The sequence below is a fragment of the Roseobacter sinensis genome, assembly GCF_025755255.1.
Classification (GTDB): Bacteria; Pseudomonadota; Alphaproteobacteria; order Rhodobacterales; family Rhodobacteraceae; genus Roseobacter; species Roseobacter sinensis.
Genome location: NZ_JALIEB010000010.1, coordinates 86211 through 103011 on the forward strand (window position 1 = coordinate 86211; position 16801 = coordinate 103011).

General features: G+C 64.0%; 16 protein-coding genes. 9 read left to right on the forward strand and 7 right to left on the reverse strand.

What is annotated here, in order from left to right; translation table 11 throughout:
- Positions 1 to 19 precede the first annotated feature (19 nt).
- The 7 genes from soxA to MUB52_RS15270 all read left to right on the forward strand — a co-directional run bounded on the left by soxA (position 20) and on the right by MUB52_RS15270 (position 7480).
- On the forward strand, positions 20 to 880 hold the full coding sequence (gene soxA, locus MUB52_RS15240; protein WP_263845096.1) for a sulfur oxidation c-type cytochrome SoxA: 861 nt from the start codon (positions 20 to 22) through the stop codon (positions 878 to 880).
- An 86-nt stretch (positions 881 to 966) separates the two neighbouring features.
- Positions 967 to 2664, forward strand: a complete 1698-nt coding sequence (gene soxB / locus MUB52_RS15245; protein ID WP_263845097.1) for a thiosulfohydrolase SoxB — start codon at positions 967 to 969, stop codon at positions 2662 to 2664.
- 29 nt (positions 2665 to 2693) lie between these two features.
- Positions 2694 to 3959: a sulfite dehydrogenase gene (soxC, locus tag MUB52_RS15250; protein WP_263845098.1), complete on the forward strand. Its 1266-nt coding sequence runs from the start codon at positions 2694 to 2696 to the stop codon at positions 3957 to 3959.
- Entirely contained in the window at positions 3943 to 4971 is a 1029-nt protein-coding gene (locus tag MUB52_RS15255) for a c-type cytochrome (protein ID WP_263845099.1), read from the forward strand. Before soxC ends, MUB52_RS15255 begins: the two co-directional genes overlap by 17 nt.
- A gap of 4 nt (positions 4972 to 4975) precedes the next feature.
- The gene (locus MUB52_RS15260) at positions 4976 to 5677 is read left to right on the forward strand and encodes a c-type cytochrome (RefSeq protein WP_263845100.1); all 702 of its coding nucleotides are present in this window, start codon (positions 4976 to 4978) and stop codon (positions 5675 to 5677) included.
- A 24-nt stretch (positions 5678 to 5701) separates the two neighbouring features.
- Positions 5702 to 6961, forward strand: coding sequence for an NAD(P)/FAD-dependent oxidoreductase (locus MUB52_RS15265; protein ID WP_263845101.1), 1260 nt, complete (start codon positions 5702 to 5704; stop codon positions 6959 to 6961).
- A gap of 90 nt (positions 6962 to 7051) precedes the next feature.
- On the forward strand, positions 7052 to 7480 hold the full coding sequence (locus tag MUB52_RS15270) for a DUF302 domain-containing protein (protein ID WP_263845102.1): 429 nt from the start codon (positions 7052 to 7054) through the stop codon (positions 7478 to 7480).
- A gap of 70 nt (positions 7481 to 7550) precedes the next feature.
- Here MUB52_RS15270 and MUB52_RS15275 read toward each other — a convergent pair whose 3' ends face one another.
- The 5 genes from MUB52_RS15275 to MUB52_RS15295 form a co-directional block, all read right to left on the reverse strand.
- Positions 7551 to 8615 carry a YeeE/YedE family protein gene (locus tag MUB52_RS15275; protein WP_263845103.1) on the reverse strand — a complete coding sequence of 355 codons (1065 nt, stop codon included), beginning with the start codon at positions 8613 to 8615 and terminating at the stop codon, positions 7551 to 7553.
- Positions 8616 to 8728: 113 nt separating this feature from the next.
- Positions 8729 to 8917, reverse strand: coding sequence for a YgaP family membrane protein (locus MUB52_RS15280; protein WP_263845104.1), 189 nt, complete (start codon positions 8915 to 8917; stop codon positions 8729 to 8731).
- 68 nt (positions 8918 to 8985) lie between these two features.
- Complete coding sequence (locus MUB52_RS15285; protein WP_263845105.1) at positions 8986 to 9609, reverse strand: Crp/Fnr family transcriptional regulator; 624 nt, start codon at positions 9607 to 9609, stop codon at positions 8986 to 8988.
- Positions 9606 to 10553: an MBL fold metallo-hydrolase gene (locus MUB52_RS15290; RefSeq protein ID WP_263845106.1), complete on the reverse strand. Its 948-nt coding sequence runs from the start codon at positions 10551 to 10553 to the stop codon at positions 9606 to 9608. Before MUB52_RS15290 ends, MUB52_RS15285 begins: the two co-directional genes overlap by 4 nt.
- Positions 10553 to 11467 (reverse strand): MBL fold metallo-hydrolase, encoded by a 915-nt coding sequence (locus tag MUB52_RS15295; RefSeq protein WP_263845107.1) that lies wholly within the window; start codon positions 11465 to 11467, stop codon positions 10553 to 10555. Before MUB52_RS15295 ends, MUB52_RS15290 begins: the two co-directional genes overlap by 1 nt.
- Positions 11468 to 11631: 164 nt before the next feature.
- Between MUB52_RS15295 and MUB52_RS15300 the strand changes: the two genes are divergently transcribed.
- Together MUB52_RS15300 and MUB52_RS15305 are read left to right on the forward strand one after the other, a co-directional pair.
- Positions 11632 to 12063: a YeeE/YedE family protein gene (locus tag MUB52_RS15300; RefSeq protein ID WP_263845108.1), complete on the forward strand. Its 432-nt coding sequence runs from the start codon at positions 11632 to 11634 to the stop codon at positions 12061 to 12063.
- 3 nt (positions 12064 to 12066) lie between these two features.
- The gene (locus tag MUB52_RS15305; RefSeq protein WP_263845109.1) at positions 12067 to 12504 is read left to right on the forward strand and encodes a DUF6691 family protein; all 438 of its coding nucleotides are present in this window, start codon (positions 12067 to 12069) and stop codon (positions 12502 to 12504) included.
- Between the two features lie 38 nt (positions 12505 to 12542).
- Here the strand turns inward: MUB52_RS15305 and MUB52_RS15310 are convergent, their stop codons facing one another.
- Together MUB52_RS15310 and MUB52_RS15315 are read right to left on the reverse strand one after the other, a co-directional pair.
- Positions 12543 to 13439, reverse strand: a complete 897-nt coding sequence (locus MUB52_RS15310; RefSeq protein ID WP_263845110.1) for a response regulator transcription factor — start codon at positions 13437 to 13439, stop codon at positions 12543 to 12545.
- A complete protein-coding gene (locus MUB52_RS15315; protein WP_263845111.1) occupies positions 13426 to 16770 on the reverse strand; it encodes a hybrid sensor histidine kinase/response regulator in 3345 nt (1114 codons plus the stop codon). The genes MUB52_RS15310 and MUB52_RS15315 overlap by 14 nt, the downstream gene beginning before the upstream one ends.
- Positions 16771 to 16801: the final 31 nt, after the last annotated feature.

The window sequence follows — 16801 nt, forward strand, 5'->3', positions numbered from 1 at the left end:
GCGCAGAGGGAGGGGACAGATGACAAGACAGACGAGAGTGCGCGCCGGTGCAGCGATCGGGGTCGTGGCGGGCGTTTTGGCCGTAGCGGCACACGCAGGACCCGATGACGATGATCTGGTGATCAACGGCGAGATCGAGATCGTGACCGAGACGGCCGCGCCCGAGCACATAGAACACGTGGGTACGATCTACTCGGGCTGGCGCTTTCGCTCGGACGAAACCCAGGCGTTTCAGGTCGACGACTTCGACAATCCTTCGATGATCTGGGTGGAGCAGGCCGAGGAGGTCTGGAACACGGCCGAGGGGGCTGCGGGCAAGTCCTGTGCCTCCTGCCACGACGGCTCGGACAGCATGGCCGGGGTGCGGGCGGTCTATCCGAAGTGGAACGAGGACGCGGGTGAGGTTCGCACGCTCGAGATGCAGATCAACGATTGTCGCGAAAATCGGATGCAGGCCGAGACCTGGAAGTACACCGGCGGCGAGATGGTGAACATGGTGGCGCTGCTCTCGGCGGTGTCGCGCGGCATCCCCGTGAATGTGGCCATCGACGGCCCGGCCCAGTCGACCTGGGAAATGGGCAAGGACATCTACTATACCCGCTATGGCCAGCTGGAGCTGTCCTGCGCCAATTGTCACGAAGACAACTATGGCAACATGATCCGCGCCGATCACCTGAGCCAGGGCCAGATCAACGGGTTTCCGACCTACCGGCTGAAGAACACCAAGCTGAATGCGGTGCACGCGCGGTTCAAGGGCTGCGTGCGTGACACGCGCGCAGAGACCTTCGCGCCCGGCTCGCCCGAGTTCGTCGCACTAGAGCTTTACGTCGCCTCGCGCGGCAACGGGCTGAGCGTCGAGGGCCCCTCGGTCCGCAACTGAACCTCTGGGCCTCGCGCGGCGGTGCGGGGCCTTTCCCGTGCGCTTGAAATTCAAATATGCGCATATGTCTGGGGAGTAGATATCGCATGATCTCACGCCGTGATTTTCTGCAAGTGGGCATGGCGGCCTCGGCCCTGCTCGGCGCATCGGGGGTCGGCAACTGGTCGCGCCTTGCAGCCCAGCAAGCGCTCACGCAGGAGCAGTTGCTGGAATTCGACACCTTCGGGAACGTCTCGCTGATCCATGTCACTGACATCCACGCACAGCTGAAGCCGATCTACTTCCGCGAGCCCTCGGTGAACATGGGGGTTGGTGACAACAAGGGAGCGGTGCCGCATGTGACCGGGGCGGAGTTCCGCAAGCTCTATGGCATCGCCGATGGCAGCCCGAGCCACTATGCGCTGAGCTCCGGTGATTTCTCGGCCCTTGCGCAGGCGTATGGCCGGGTGGGCGGACTGGACCGGGTGGCGACGGTGATCAAGGCGATCCGGGCCGACCGGCCCGATGCGATCCTGCTCGATGGCGGTGACACCTGGCATGGCTCCTATACCTGCTATCACACCAAAGGCCAGGACATGGTCAATGTGATGAACGCGCTGCAGCCCGACGCGATGACCTTCCACTGGGAGTTCACGCTCGGCAGCGACCGGGTGGCCGAGATTGTCGAAGCGCTGCCCTTTGCGGCTCTTGGTCAGAACATTTTCGACGCGGAATGGGATGAGCCGACCGAGCTCTTCCCGCCCTACAAGATGTTCGAGCGCGCAGGCACCAAGATCGCGGTGATCGGTCAGGCCTTCCCCTACATGCCCATCGCGAACCCGCGCTGGATGTTCCCTGAATATGCCTTTGGTATCCGGGACGAGAACATGCAGGCGATGGTGGACGAGGTGCGCAGCCAAGGCGCGGACTGTGTCGTGGTGCTGAGCCACAACGGCTTTGACGTCGACAAGAAGATGGCCACTGTGGTGAGCGGCATCGACGTGATTCTGTCGGGCCACACTCACGATGCGCTGCCCGAGCCGGTGCTGGCGGGTGAGACGATCATCGTGCCCTCGGGCTCGAACGGCAAATTCGTCTCCCGCGTTGACCTCGACGTGCGGGACGGGCGCATGATGGGGTACCGGCACAAGCTGATCCCGATCTTTGCGGATGTGATCGAACCCGACCCGGAGATGGCGGCGCTCATCGATGCGCAGCGTGCGCCCTTCGAGGCGCAGCTCACGGAAGTGATCGGCCAGACCGAGGGGTTGCTCTACCGCCGCGGCAACTTCAACGGCACCTGGGACGATCTGATCTGCGATGCGCTGCTGTCCGAGCGCGATGCCGAAATCGCGCTCAGCCCCGGCGTGCGCTGGGGGCCTTCGCTGCTGCCCGGGCAGGACATCACCCGCGAGGACATCTGGAACGTGACCTCGATGAGCTATGGCGAGGCCTATCGCACGGAGATGACGGGCGAGTTTCTGAAAGTCGTCCTGGAGGATGTGGCTGACAACATCTTCAACCCCGACCCCTACTATCAGCAAGGCGGCGACATGGTGCGGACAGGCGGCATCGGCTACCGCATCGATGTGTCGAAGCCGCAAGGCGACCGGATCAGTGACCTGACGCTTCTGAGGTCGGGCGAGGCGATTGATCCGAACCGCTCCTACGTTGTGGCGGGCTGGGCTTCGGTCAACGAAGGCACCGAAGGTCCGCAGATCTGGGATGTGGTCGAGAGCCATATCGCCAAGCAAGGCACCGTCTCGGTGCAGCCAAACACCAGCGTCGAGGTTGTCGGCGCATGAGCAGGGAGACCCGAGATATGGAGGATGCCATGAGAGCACCGTCGCGCCGCGCGTTCCTGCGAGGCAGCGCGGCGGCCGTTGCGGGCACGGTCGCGGGGGCTGCCGCGGCGCAGCAGCCCGACCCGCTGATCACCGAAGTTCAAACCTGGGCATCGGCCACCGGAGAGGGTGTGGATGCCACACCCTATGGCCTGCCCATCGAGTTCGAGAAGGACGTGGTGCGGCGCAACGTGCCCTGGCTGACGGCTGATCCGATCTCATCGATCAACTTCACGCCGATCCATGCGCTTGATGGCACGATCACGCCGCAGGGCTGCGCCTTCGAGCGGCATCACTCGGGTGCGATCGAACTGCGCAAGGAGGATTACCGGCTGATGATCAACGGGTTGGTCGACACGCCGCTGGTCTTCACCTATGCGGATCTGGAGCGCTTTCCGCGCGAGAACCACGTCTATTTCTGCGAATGTGCCGCCAATACCGGCATGGAGTGGGCGGGCGCGCAGCTCAATGGGGTGCAATTCACCCACGGCATGATCCACAACATGGAGTATTCAGGCGTGCCGCTCCGCACGCTGCTGGAGGAAGCCGGGCTTGAGGCTGCCGGGGATCTTGCCGACAAGTGGATCTACGTCGAGGGGGCCGATGCCTCCTCCAACGGACGCTCGATCCCGATGGAGAAGGCGCTGGATGATGTGCTCGTTGCCTTCAAGGCCAACGGCGAGGCGCTGCGTATGGAGCACGGCTACCCGGTCCGGCTGGTGGTGCCTGGCTGGGAGGGCAACATGTGGGTCAAATGGTTGCGCCGGATCGAGGTGCTCGATGGCCCGGTGGAGAGCCGCGAGGAAACCTCGAAGTATACCGATGTGCTGGAGGATGGCACCGCGCGCAAGTGGACTTGGGTGATGGATGCAAAATCCGTCATCACCTCGCCCAGCCCGCAGGCGCCGATCACCCATGGACCCGGGGCGCTGGTGATCACCGGGCTGGCGTGGTCCGGCCACGGGCGGATCACCCGGGTCGATGTCTCGAAGGATGGTGGGATCACCTGGGAGACGGCACGGCTGGGCACGACCCAGGGCGACAGCAAGGCGCTGACCCGGTTCTACCTCGACACCGAATGGGCGGGCGAGGAGTGGCTCTTGCAGGCGCGGGCGATGGATGACACCGGCTACGTCCAGCCCACCAAGGCGCAACTGCGTGCGATGCGGGGCGAGAACTCGATCTACCACAACAACTGCATCCAGACCTGGCATGTCAAGGCAAACGGGGAGGCGGAAAATGTCGAAGTGTCTTAAGGGCCTCGCACTCTCAACGCTGCTGGCGAGCCCGGTTCTGGCGGACGGCTACGGGCTGGGCCGACCCGCACTGCCCGAAGAGATTGCGGCGTGGGACATCGATGTCCGCCCCGGCGGGCAGGGCCTGCCGGAAGGCCGCGGCGACGTCTTCACTGGCGAGGAGGTGTTTGCGGATTACTGCGCCTCCTGCCATGGCGATTTCGCCGAAGGTGTCGACAACTGGCCGGTGCTCGCGGGCGGGTTCGACACGCTTGGTGACAAGGACCCGGTGAAGACCGTGGGCTCCTACTGGCCGCATCTCTCCACCGTCTGGGACTATGTGAACCGGTCCATGCCGTTTGGAAGTGCGCAGACGCTGGAGGCGGATGAGGTTTATGCGATTGTGGCCTACATCCTCTATTCCAATGATCTGGTGGATGACGAGTTCGAACTGAGCCACGAGAACTTCGCAGAGTTCGAGATGTACAATGCCGATGGGTTCATCGTCGATGACCGGGCCGAGACGGAATATCCGCAATGGCGCGTCGCGCCCTGCATGCAGGACTGCAAGGAGAGCGTCGAGATTACGATGCGCGCCTCGGTGCTGGACGTGACCCCGGATCAGGGAGAAGATGAGGCCGCAATGAGTGATGCAGCAGATGGCACAAGCGATGCAGCAGCAGTGACCGAGGTGGCCATGGCTGCGCTCGACCCGGAATTGGTCGACGCGGGCGAGACGGTCTTCCGCAAGTGCAGGGCCTGCCACCAGATCGGCGAGGGGGCCAAGAACAAGTCGGGCCCGCACCTCAATGGCGTCATGGGCGGGCCGGTCGCATCGAACCCAGACTTCAAGTACTCCGACGTGTTTCTGGCCGCGGGGGCGGATGGGCTTGTCTGGGACGAAGCTGCGATGGCAGAGTTCCTTGCCAAGCCGCGCGCCTACATGAAGGGTACCAAGATGGGCTTTGCCGGGTTGAAGAAAGAGGCCGACATCGAAGCTGTCATCGCCTATCTCAAGAGCTTTGACGGGTAGTGTGATGCGCTGGCGCCTCGCAGCCCTGGGTGTCGCGCTCTGCCTCGCCGGCGGGATAGGTCGGGCCGAGAGCGGCGACGCCGAGGCGGGGGCCGTGGTCTTCCAGAAGTGCAGTGGCTGCCATCAGATCGGCGCCGGGGCCGAACACCGCATCGGGCCGCATCTCAATGGGATCTTTGGGCGCGTGGCGGCGAGTCACGGGGATTTCAGCTATTCCAAGAGCTTCCAGCGCGCCGGTGCCGGCGGGCTGGAGTGGCATGCCGAAACCCTCGATGTGTTTCTGGAAAACCCCCGCGCGATCACCAGCGGAACACGGATGAGCTTTCGCGGAATCAAGGATGCGAAGGATCGCCGCGACCTGATCGCTTACATGCGGCGGTTTTCCGACAACCCGGCTGACATCCCCGAAGCGGACCCGACCGCCGCGGCCACCAGCCACGATGTCGACCCGGCCATCCTCGCGCTGGTCGGGGATCCGGACTACGGGGAGTACCTGAGCGGCGAATGCACCACCTGCCACCAGGCCGAGGGCGGCGACGACGGCATTCCCTCGATCGTGCTCTGGCCCGAAGAAGACTTCGTGGTCGCGATGCACGCCTACAAGAGCAAGACACGCAATCACCCGGTGATGCAGATGGTGGCCGGGCGGCTGGGCGATGAGGAGATCGCGGCGCTGGCGGCGTATTTTGCCCGGCTGCCGGACTAGGGATTAACAGGGAGGAAGAACAAGATGACATTGAACAGAAGGAATTTCATAGGAGTCGCTGCGGCGAGCGCCCTGGCGGCACCGCATGTTCTCGCCGACGGCCACGGAAAACCGCGCGTGGTGGTGATTGGCGGCGGGGCCGGCGGGGCGACGGCGGCGCGCTACATCGCCAAGGACAGCGACGGCGGTGTCGACGTCACGCTGATCGAGCCCTCGCGCACCTATTTCACCTGCTTCTTCTCCAACCTCTACCTCGGTGGCTTCAAGGAGATGGGCGAGCTGGGCCACACCTATGGCAAGCTGGCCGCTGCTGGGGTGAACGTGGTGCATGACTGGGCCGTGGGCGTCGATCGCGATGCCAAGACGGTCACGCTCGCGGGCGGCGGACACCTTGGCTATGATAAGCTGATCCTCAGTCCGGGCATCGATTTCGTCGAGGGGGCAGTGCCGGGTTGGGATCTCGGCGCGCAGAACGCGATGCCGCATGCCTACAAGGCGGGCTCGCAGACCGAGCTTCTGCGCGCGCAGATCGCTGCGATGCCGGAGGGCGGAACCTTTGCGATGATCGCGCCGCCCAACCCTTTCCGCTGCCCGCCCGGACCATACGAGCGCGTATCCATGGTGGCGCATGTGCTCAAGCAGTCGAACCCTACCGCCAAGATCATCGTGGCCGACCCCAAGCCCAAGTTCTCGAAGATGTCGCTTTTTCAGGAGGGATGGGCCAATCACTACGAGGGCATGATCGACTGGATCGGCGAAGACTTCGGCGGCGGTGAGGTTTCCGTCGATCCGGCCAGTATGATCGTGACGATCGACGGCGAGGAAACCCCGGTGGACGTCTGCAACGTGATCCCGGCCATGAAGGCGGGCCGGATCGCTGAAATCGCGGGTGTGACCGACGGCAACTGGGCGCCGGTGAATGCCGCCGACATGTCGTCGAAGGCCGATCCGGACGTCTATGTTCTGGGCGATGCCAGCCAGCAGGGTGACATGCCCAAGTCCGGGTTCTCGGCCAACAGCCAGGCCAAGGTCTGCGCCAACGCGGTGCGCGGGGCGCTGACCGGCTCCAAGGTCTTCCCGGCCAAGTTCTCCAACACCTGCTGGTCGCTGATCGCCGCCGATGACGGCGTCAAGGTTGGCGCCACCTACGAGGCGACGGAGGAAAAGATCGCCAAGGTCGACGGCTTCATCTCCGAAACCGGAGAGGACTCGGCGACGCGCAAGGCGACCTATGAGGAGTCCGAGGGCTGGTACACCGGTATCACGGCCGACATGATGGGCTGAGCCATGCGCGCTCCCGGCTCTTGATCTTTCTCAAGAGCCGGGATGCCGTCTCGTGCAACCCTGCAGCCAGGGACAGAAGGAGACCAGATCATGAGACACCTGATTATCGCAGCGTCGCTCGGCGTGGCGGCGGCCGCGTCAGCCAATGAGGCGATCACGGTGCCCTTCGACGGGAGTTTCGAAGATGCCGCCTTTGCCGTCGAAAGCGCGATCGTGGGCCAAGGGTTGGTCATCGACTATGTCAGCCACACGGGCGAGATGCTGAGCCGGACCGCTGGCGATGTCGGCAGCGAGGTTGAGCTCTTCAAGGAGGCGGATATCTTCTTGTTCTGCTCGGCGATTGTCTCGCGCGAGGTGATGGAGGCGGATCCGATGAACATCGCGCATTGTCCCTACGGTGTCTTCGTCGCGGAGGATGCAGATGGGGTGATGATCGGCTACCGGTCATACCCCGAAGGCGAGATGCAGAAAGTACAGGCTCTGCTGGCCGAGATCGTCGCCGAGGCTGCGGAGAACTGAAGCGTTGTGTGGTCGCACTCGGGCCGTCCGAAACGAGAGACGTCGGGCGACACCCTCTTGATGAAAGCCCTCAGCGGGCTGTGGCGGGCCAGCCCGGGCGCGCGCGAAGCAGAAGCTCTGTGGCCACCGCACCAATCCACATGCAGAGTACCGCAACCCAGGCGGTGGTCGCAAGGATAGCCCCGCCCGAGAGACCGGCGCCCACTGCACAGCCGCCCGCGAGCATGCTGCCGAAGCCCATGAGCACTCCGCCCATGAGATAGCGCTCCATCGGGGTGTCGGGTCCGAACCTCTGGACCCGCGCTTCGCCCTTGGCGAAGGCTGTAACCATTGCGCCAAAGACAACGCCCGGCACCAGCCCGATGCCGAAGCCGGGCGGGAGACTGCTGGCGTTGACCAGCGCCATCAGCGTGTCAGTCGACGGGCCGGAGAACGTGATCGACTGGACCGCGATCACCTCAAAGGACGCTCTCGAGATCGCGAAGGTGAGTTGCCAGCCGCCGAAGATGGCAAGGCCCACGATCGCGGCGGCGATCAGTTCAGAGGCGCGGACGCGCTGCCGCAGGCCAAAGACCAGGGCAAGGATCAGGGCAATGAGGGCGCCGACTGCCACCCAATGGGCAAATGCGCCTCCTGCGCCGATCAGGCTGCGCGCGGCACCGCCCGGCAACGTCCAGATCCCCGCGAGCGTCTCCCTCAGGGGCGCAAGACTGCCGCGAAGAGAGGCCTGGGCCGTGAGCGTCAGCACAAGCCCGGTCACGATGGCGCGCAGATTGCCTGAGGCCGACAGCACCAGCAGGCGGCTCGCGCATCCCCGCGCGAGGATCATCCCGCAGCCAAAGAGCAGCCCCCCGATGATTGCGCCCGAGAGGCTACCGGTGGTCGCAAGCTGGCGTGCCGCGCTCACGTCAAGCCCGCCCGCGAGGATCGCGGCCTGGACGGCGGCCAACGCCGAGAAAAAGGCAACAAGCCAGACGGCGAGGCGCGGCCCCAGACGGCCACCTGCCACCTCGGCCGTCGCCGCGCGCAGGCAAAAACGCGCGTGATATGCGGCACATCCGAAGACGACGCCGAGGCCCACACCCGAGACCAGCAGCAGCCGGCCTTCGCCAAGGCGGTCGATCAGCGGTTCCATGAGGTGGCGCAGCGGTTGGTCATTCAGGCGACTATGGTTGAGCTGCTGGCCGGCAGTCTTTGACCTGTCTCAAGTTGCCGCGCCGCCTCGGGGATGCGCCGACGTGCGGCAGGCTAGCACTCGGTACAGGTTTTGAGGCCGACAAGGCGATAGATCGGGCAGAAGCTGATAAAGGCGGTCACCACCAGGATCACCCCGATGTAGCCCCAGAGGCCGATAGTGCCCAGAACGGCAAGCAGGATCAGAAGCGCACCGACGGCAAAGCGCGCAAGGCGGTCGTAGAGTCCAAGGTTCCGTGTCATGGCATGTCTCCTGTTATGAAGGTCTGTAGTCACTCTGATCTGGGATTCGGCGGTGGTCAGTGACCCTGTCACAAAGAATCGCGGTCCGCGTAGGTTTTCAGTGCTGCGGAATCCATGAGCGCAATCTTCCCGCGCCCGAGCTCGATCCAGCCGTTGCGCTCGAACGACTTCAGCGTGCGCGAGACCACCTCGCGCGCAGTGCCGAGCTCCTGTGCGATGTCTTCATGTGTCAGATGCAGCACCGTCTCGGGTTGCCGGGCGAGCCAACGCGCGAGCCTCAGATCAGTCCGGTGCAGGAGCAACTCGTCGATGACGTCGGTCAGCTCCCCGACGCGGAGCGCGAGGCTGTGAAAGACCAGCTCCCGAAACCGCGCATCGCGCGCGAGAAGCGCCTGGAACCGCGGCGCCGGAATGGCTAGCGCCTGCAGCGGGCCTTCGGCATAGCCATAGCCCGAATAGGGGCGCCCGGACAGAAGACCGGTGGTGGTCAGCACGCAGCTGTCCCCCGCAAGAACACGGTAGAGCACGACCGTGCGCCCTGCCGCATTGGTCTGTTCCACCCGCACTGCGCCACTCAGCACGATAAGATAGGCAGCGCTCTCGTCCCCGGGTTGGAAGAGGCAGGCGCCATCGGGCGCAGTGATCAGGTCGCCCTCATCGCGATAGTCGACAAGAGAGGTCCCCCCGCTCACTCGAATTCCATCTGCTCATAGACGCGACCCGCGTTTTTCGTGGCCAGCTCCTCGAACGTGTCGAGATGTGCGTATGGCGACTGATCGACGTAATACGCCTCGGCGAGGTCACCGCCCGCCTCGAGATGCGCGCCGATCTGTTCGCGCAGATAGATCAGGTAGTCCTTCGTGTAGCGGCGCACCTGATCCATATTCGTGGGGTGCCCGTGACCGGGGATCACATAGGTCGCCTGCAGCGGTTCGAAGGCGGCATCCCAGGTGTCGAGCCAGTCCAGCGTCATCGTATCTTCGAAGATCGGGAGCATCCGTTCGTGAAAGGCCATGTCGCCCGCAATGACCAGGCTCTGTTCGGGCAGCCAGACTGAGATGTCGCCGGGGCTGTGCGCCGGACCGAGGTAGAGCACCTCGATCCGGTAGTCACCCATCTCGACCACATGGCTGTCTTCAAAAGTCTGCGTCGGGCCCGAGAGATAGGTACCAGCGGCCTTATCCCGGTTGTAGCGCTTCATCGTCTCGAGGATCTGCGCGCCATACTCCTCGAACTGCTGTGCGGCCTCCACATGGGCGAGCGTCGGCACGCCCTGATCCGCCCAGTAGCTGTTGCCCAGCATTGCATGGCCCTGACCGTTTTCGTTGATCACCAGGCGCACCGGCTGATCCGTGATCGCCTTGATCTCGGCGTGCAGCGCCTCGGCCAGAACATAGGCCGCGCCACCGTTGATCACCACTACGCCGTCGCCGGTCACGATGAAGCTGAGGTTGTTGTTGTGGCCCGTGTTTTCGTAAGTCGGGGGCGCTGTGGCTCCGATGGCCGACCAGACGTTGGGGATCACCTCTACCGGTTTGGAGTAGAGCGGCGAGCCGGGGTATTGGTCGGCGATATCTTCGCTGGCGAGGGCCGCCGCCGCGAGGCTCAAGGGCACGAGGGTCAGGGTCAGTCGCATCAGGTCTCATCCTGCAAGAAGTGGTATCCATCTTCGGTTGCCTCTGCCCGACCGATGCCGCCGCCGGGCAGGTGAAAGCCGACCAGCTGCATCTTCTCCCGTGACAGCCGGTCGAGCAGCATCCGGCGCGTCTCGGCGGCCTGATCCATGTCCTGATCGGAGCCGCTGCGCCAGTCGGGCCGCCGGAAGGCGACGTGATGGTTTCCGATGGCATCGCCCACCACCATGGCGGCGTCCGGCCCGTTGCGCAGCTCGAAGCTCATGTGGCCGGGCGTATGACCGGGCGTGGCGACAGCGGCGATCCCCGGCAGGATCTCCTCGCCATCCTCGAAAAGCGTGACGCCCGCTTCGATGGTCTGCATCCGCCGCCGCGCGCCCACCGCGAAGGACATACGGTCCTCTGCGATGGTGTCGACGGTGCGTGGGTCCCACCAGTAATCCCATTCCGCCCGGCCCATCATCATGTGCGCCGACGCGAAGACGGGGTCGTCGAACTCATCGAGCAGGCCCCAGATATGGTCGGGATGGGCGTGCGTGAAGAGCACATGCGTGATGTCGTCCGGCGTCAGCTCAACCGCGGCAAGACTGTCTTGGACCGCGCCCGCGCTTGGCATGAAGTCCGGCCCAGCCCCCACGTCGAAGAGGACCGTGTTTGTGCCATCGCGATAGAGCGCAAGGTTGCAGTCCGGTGTCAGGTGGCCGTCGGGCACGTCGAAGTCCTGCAAGATCGAGGTGAGTTCCTCGTCGGGCATATGCGAGAACAGGAAGCTGCGGGGCAGCACCAGATGGCCATCGCTTACGGTAGTCAGCGTGGCCGGACCCAGCGGCAGCTCGGCGACGCTGCGGTGGGGCAGGGTAGTTGCGAGAGGAAGGCTGGCGCAGCGTGCGAGAAACGCCCTGCGGGTGAGTGACATCACGAACCTCCCAATAAAATCTTATATTAGAATATGAATGATTGATTAACGACTGGCAAGCCCGACCATTGACGTCTCTTTAGCGATGCGGGTTGTTTTTCGCTTTTTCATAGATACATTCGAATGTATGTATAAGAAATGATCTGATGAGAAGGAGACGTGTTTTGGAAACGGAATTCACACCTCTGTGGTCTCTCGGGGGCGGGGTGTTGATCGGGCTTGCCGCGACGCTTCTGATGGCCACCCTCGGCCGGATCATGGGAGCCACCGGCATTCTTGCAGGCGCGCTGATGCCGCCGTCGAAGTCCGAATTTGCCTGGCGCGCCGCCGTTCTGGCCGGCATGATCTCGGGCCCGCTTGTCATTTTCGCACTGAGCGGCGCGATGCCGGTTGTGCAGATCCCCGTCTCGATAAGCATGCTGACGCTCGGCGGGCTCGTCGTTGGTGTCGGCGTCACCTTCGCGTCCGGTTGTACCTCGGGCCACGGGGTGTGCGGTATGGCGCGCCTCTCGCCGCGGTCCTTGGTCGCAACGAGCACCTTCATGCTGTTCACCGGCGCCACCGTCTTCGCGGTCCGCCACCTCTGGGGAGGTTGACCCATGCGCATCATCATCGCCTATCTCGCCGGTCTTCTCTTCGGGATCGGAATCGCCATCTCCGGCATGGCCAATCCGGCGAAGGTTCTGAACTTCTTCGATGTCGCCGGCACCTGGGACCCGTCGCTCGGGTTGGTGATGGGGGGCGCGTTGCTGACCACGTTCGTCGGCTACCGGCTCGTCCTGCGCCGCGCCGGTCCGTGGCTTGGCCCGAGTTTCGCGCTGCCGACACGGGCAGACATCGATCTGCGGCTGGTGGCCGGCGCCGCGCTGTTCGGTGTCGGTTGGGGCATTGCCGGGTTTTGCCCGGGCGGTGCGCTGCCCGCTTTGGGAACGGGGCGCATCGAGGTCTTTGCCTTCGTCGGCGCTCTGGTGGCGGGGATCTTCCTCGCCAAGGCCTTGCAATCGCTTGGTCAGCGCCTGAAACATGCGGCGACCTGACCAGCCGATGGATTCAGCGGCGGTGAGAGCGGGCGTGGCTATTCAGCGTTCAGCACCCGATCGGCCATCACAGCCGCTGAGGTGCGGTTGTCGATCCCCATCTTCTGGAAAACCTGTTCGAGGTGCTTGTTCACCGTCCGCGCGCTGAGGCCGAGGATTGCGCTGATGTCGCGGTTGGTCTTGCCCAGGGTCAGCCAGAACAGCACCTCCGCCTCACGCGGGGTGAGGTTGAAGCTGCGGGCCAGCACGTCCTCCTTTCGGTCTGAACTGCGGCGGATCAGCTTCACAAGCACCTCTGGAACGGGTGTCATCCCCATGAACTGAAAGGTCAGCGCACCCGCGTCATAGGGCGGAACGGCCGAGACCGGCTGGGCTCGGCATGCGGCAATCCAGCTCGTCCAACCGGCGCGGTGGGATTTGAGGTCGAACGCGCCAAAGGCGTCGCGCGCCCTCTGCGAGCCCCACAGCAGGCGGCCTTCCGTATCGAAGGCCAGCACCGACCTCCCCGAGCTGTCCAGCGCGGTGCGTGCGCTTTGCAGCAGGCGCGAGTTGGCGATATGGGTGCTGAGCCGGGCGATCAGCTCCTCGACGACGACCGGTTTGGTGATGTAGTCCACGCCACCGGAGTTGAGGCCCTCGAGAATATGCTCCTTCTCGGTCAGCCCGGTCATGAAGACGATGGGCGTCATCACCGCGTCAGGGCCGGACTTGAGCACCCGGCAGGTCTCGAACCCGTCGATGCCGGGCATGACCGCGTCCATCAGAATGACGTCAGGGTCGACCCGATGCGCCAGATCGATGGCCGCCTGCCCGTCGGTTGCGATCAGCACCGTGATCCCGCTCTGCTCCAGCGCCATCGAAATCATGCCGAGCGCGTCGGGGTTGTCGTCCACGACCAGCGCGATGCACTTCTGGCCGGCATCAGTCAACTGCATCTTCCACCGCCTCCAGAAGATGAAGGATCCCGGCCATGTCGAACTGCTCAAGGCAGATGTCCAGCCGGTCCAGAAGATCTGCATCGCACAGACGCCCGGCGCGCAGGTGGCTCAGCTGTTCGCGTACGCCTGCCACATGCCCAAGCTTGGCGCTGTCGATCAAGCGCGCGCGGTCCTCATCGGACAGCGCGGCGCGCACGGTGCGCGGCCTCTCGTCATCGGCCTTGCGCAGCAGTGTGACCTTCAGAAGTTCCGCGATCTGCGTCAGCAAATCGTCGAGGTTGAAAGGCTTGGCGAGGAAACCATCGTGCAGTGCCACCTTCGGACGGCTCATGCTCTCCTCGTCGGCGTGCCCCGAGATCACCACGATCGGCACATGCGGCCAATCCCCCAGCCGCAGATCGCGGGCAAAGGACCAGCCGTCCCGTTCAGGCATGTCGATGTCCAGAAGGATGATGTCCGGGCTCGCCTCCTGTAGCATTTGCTCGGCCATGTCGGCGGAGGGCGCGATAAGGACCACGAAGCCGAGCTTGGTCAGGAACTGTTCGGCCAGCGACAGGTGATTGGTGTCGTCATCGACAATCAGCACCGTCTTGCGCGGTCCGGTGTAGCCGGTGAAGGCGGGCAGGGCCGCGTTATCGGTCAAACCTTCGGCATCGAAAACACCGGGCGCGATCGACGGCAACATCAGCTTGACCGAAAAGGTGCTGCCGCGGCCGGGCGTGCTCTCGACGTCGATCTCGCCGCCGAGGATCTCGACCAGCAGCTTGGTGATCGTGAGGCCAAGGCCCGAGCCCTGCCGACCCGACTGGCCTGCCCGTTCGAAGGGGCGCCAGATCCGCGGGATGTTTTCGGGCGCAATGCCGATACCGGTGTCGGTCACGGTGATCAGCGCCACCTCGTTGCGGTAGGCCAGATCGAGCGAGACACGGCCCGCGTCGGTGTAGCGGAGCGCATTCGAGAGCAGATTGATGATGATCTGCCGCAGGCGCTTTTCGTCCGTCCCCACAAGCGTTGGAAGTCGGCCGTGAATGGACCAGTTGAAGGTGATGCCCTTGGCGGTGGCCTCGGCTTCGAAGATCGCCGCGACCTGATGCAGCAGCATGCGCAGATTGACCCGGTCGCGCATGATCTCCAGTCGCCCGGCCTCGATCCGGGCGATGTCCAGCAGCCCGTCGATCAGCCCGGCGAGATGCTCCGACGAGCGGCGGATGCTAGCGATCGAATTGCGCCAGGGCGCAAGCTCCGGATCCTTCTCCAGCAGCTGCGCAAAGCCGTAGATGGCGTTCAGCGGCGTGCGCAGTTCGTGACTGAGCCCCGACATATAGCGGGTCTTGGCCAGGTTGGCGGCCTCGGCCTTCTCCTTGGCCTGCTGCAGGGCTTTGTCGGTCCGTTCATGGGCCCGGATCTCCTTGAGCAGCAGCTCGGTCTGCCGCTCCGCCTCGGCCATGGCATTGCGCTGGCTCTCACCGGCGAGGATGAACATCCAGACCGAGATCCCGATGACAATCAGAATCATGCAGAAGGTGATCGTCAGCACCGCGTCGAAGGTCTCGGCGCCGGCAAAGCCGCGGATGAAGAGCAGCAGGATGCCGAAGCTGAGCGAGATCGCACTCGTCGTGACCAGAAAGCGGGAGAGCCGCGACATCAGCGCATTGGCCACCGCTGCGGGCAGGTGGGCGTGAAGGGCCGTGCTCACCGTGTTGTCGAGCCGCCCGTGGGGTTTGCAGTGATCGTGACAGGCCGCATCCAAGCTGCAGCAAAGCGAGCAGATGCGCCCGAAGTGGAACGGGCAGTGGCTGGTGTCTTCGACATCGAAACGGTACTCGCAGACGGTGCAGGTCTGGAGCTCCTCTGTCGGTGGTGTCTCGGCGTCCTGGCGCGCAAGATAGTACCGCCCGCCGGTCACCCAGGCGAGGAGGGGCGCGAGCGTAAAGGCCGTCAACAGCGCCACGAAGGAGGAAAACGCCTGCGCAAGCGTGCCCAGCAGCCCAGCATAGGCGATCAGCGAGACCACGCAGGCCACCACCATCGCGCCGATGCCCACGGGGTTCACGTCATAGAGATGCGAGCGGCGGAATTCGATGCCCTTCGGGCTGAGGCCCAGCGGCTTGTTCACCACCAGATCGGCCACCAGCGCCCCGATCCAGGCCACCGCCACATGGGAGTAGAGGCTGAGCACATGCTCCAGCCCGGTAAAGACGCCCAGTTCCATCAGCATCAGCGCAATCGCCACGTTGAAGACCAGCCAGACCACCCGACCCGGATGGCTCTTCGTGAGGCGTGAGAAGAAATTCGACCAGGCGATAGAGCCCGCATAGGCGTTGGTCACGTTGATCTTGAGCTGCGACAGGATCACGAAGATCGCCGTCAGCCCCAGCACCAGCGCGGGCGAGCCCAACACCTGTTCGAAAGCGGTGTGATACATGCGCGTGGGGTCGGTAGCCTCTTCAGGGGCCACGTTCTCGCGGATGGCGAGGATGACCAGGTAGGAGCCCGCAAGCATCTTCAGCATGCCCAGCACCGACCAACCGGGACCGGCGCAGATCAGCGCCAGCCACCATTTGCGGCGGTCGGCACGGGTTTTCGGCTCGGGCAGAAAGCGCAGGAAATCCACCTGCTCGCCGATCTGGGCGACCAGGGAGAAGACCACACCCGAGGCCGCGCCAAGCATCAGCAGGCGTGACGCGTCGGGCACGTCGGGGTTGGCCTCGAACCCTGTCCACATCTCGATGTCGTATCCGACGAACGCCAGCAGAATGAACGGCAGCGCGTGCAGCAGCACCCAGAGCGGCTGGGTCCAGGCCTGGAAGGTTGAAATCTTGGAAAAGCCATGCACCACCAATGGGATGACGACGAGCGAACTGGCGACATAGCCGAGAAACAGCGGCACGCCGAGCGTGAATTTCAGCGCCAGCGCAAGGATCGCCGCCTCCAGCGCGAAGAAGATGAAGGTAAAGGAGGCGTAGATCAGCGAGGTGATCGTCGATCCGAGATACCCGAAGCCCGCGCCGCGCGTCATCAGATCGATATCAAGCCCGTATTTGGCAGCGTAGTACGAGATCGGGAAACCGGTCAGAAAGAGGATCGCGCCCACCAGCATGATGGCCGTGATCGCGGTATCGAACCCGTAGGTCAGCGTGATGGTCGCGCCAATGGCCTCAAGCGCGAGGAACGAGATCGATCCGATGGCCGTATTGGCAACGCGGCTATAGCTCCAGCGCCGTGCGCGCCGTGCCGTGTAGCGCAGGGCGAAGTCCTCCATCGTCTCGTTGGCCACCCAACGATTGTAGGTACGCTTTTCGCGTGTGGCTTTGAGATGTGCGACCATATCGCTTCCATGCAGAAGGAGGTGCTCTGCC

What these genes read in the sequence shown, in the direction of transcription:
- MUB52_RS15270 (WP_263845102.1), top strand. Translation starts at nt 7,052, where the DNA reads ATGAGACACCTGATTATCGCAGCGTCGCTCGGCGTGGCGGCGGCCGCG.
- MUB52_RS15315 (WP_263845111.1), bottom strand. Translation starts at nt 16,770, where the DNA reads ATGGTCGCACATCTCAAAGCCACACGCGAAAAGCGTACCTACAATCGT.
- MUB52_RS15305 (WP_263845109.1), top strand. Translation starts at nt 12,067, where the DNA reads ATGCGCATCATCATCGCCTATCTCGCCGGTCTTCTCTTCGGGATCGGA.
- MUB52_RS15255 (WP_263845099.1), top strand. Translation starts at nt 3,943, where the DNA reads ATGTCGAAGTGTCTTAAGGGCCTCGCACTCTCAACGCTGCTGGCGAGC.
- MUB52_RS15310 (WP_263845110.1), bottom strand. Translation starts at nt 13,439, where the DNA reads ATGCAGTTGACTGATGCCGGCCAGAAGTGCATCGCGCTGGTCGTGGAC.
- soxA (WP_263845096.1), top strand. Translation starts at nt 20, where the DNA reads ATGACAAGACAGACGAGAGTGCGCGCCGGTGCAGCGATCGGGGTCGTG.
- MUB52_RS15290 (WP_263845106.1), bottom strand. Translation starts at nt 10,553, where the DNA reads ATGCGACTGACCCTGACCCTCGTGCCCTTGAGCCTCGCGGCGGCGGCC.
- MUB52_RS15280 (WP_263845104.1), bottom strand. Translation starts at nt 8,917, where the DNA reads ATGACACGGAACCTTGGACTCTACGACCGCCTTGCGCGCTTTGCCGTC.
- MUB52_RS15295 (WP_263845107.1), bottom strand. Translation starts at nt 11,467, where the DNA reads ATGTCACTCACCCGCAGGGCGTTTCTCGCACGCTGCGCCAGCCTTCCT.
- soxC (WP_263845098.1), top strand. Translation starts at nt 2,694, where the DNA reads ATGAGAGCACCGTCGCGCCGCGCGTTCCTGCGAGGCAGCGCGGCGGCC.
- MUB52_RS15275 (WP_263845103.1), bottom strand. Translation starts at nt 8,615, where the DNA reads ATGGAACCGCTGATCGACCGCCTTGGCGAAGGCCGGCTGCTGCTGGTC.
- MUB52_RS15265 (WP_263845101.1), top strand. Translation starts at nt 5,702, where the DNA reads ATGACATTGAACAGAAGGAATTTCATAGGAGTCGCTGCGGCGAGCGCC.
- soxB (WP_263845097.1), top strand. Translation starts at nt 967, where the DNA reads ATGATCTCACGCCGTGATTTTCTGCAAGTGGGCATGGCGGCCTCGGCC.
- MUB52_RS15260 (WP_263845100.1), top strand. Translation starts at nt 4,976, where the DNA reads ATGCGCTGGCGCCTCGCAGCCCTGGGTGTCGCGCTCTGCCTCGCCGGC.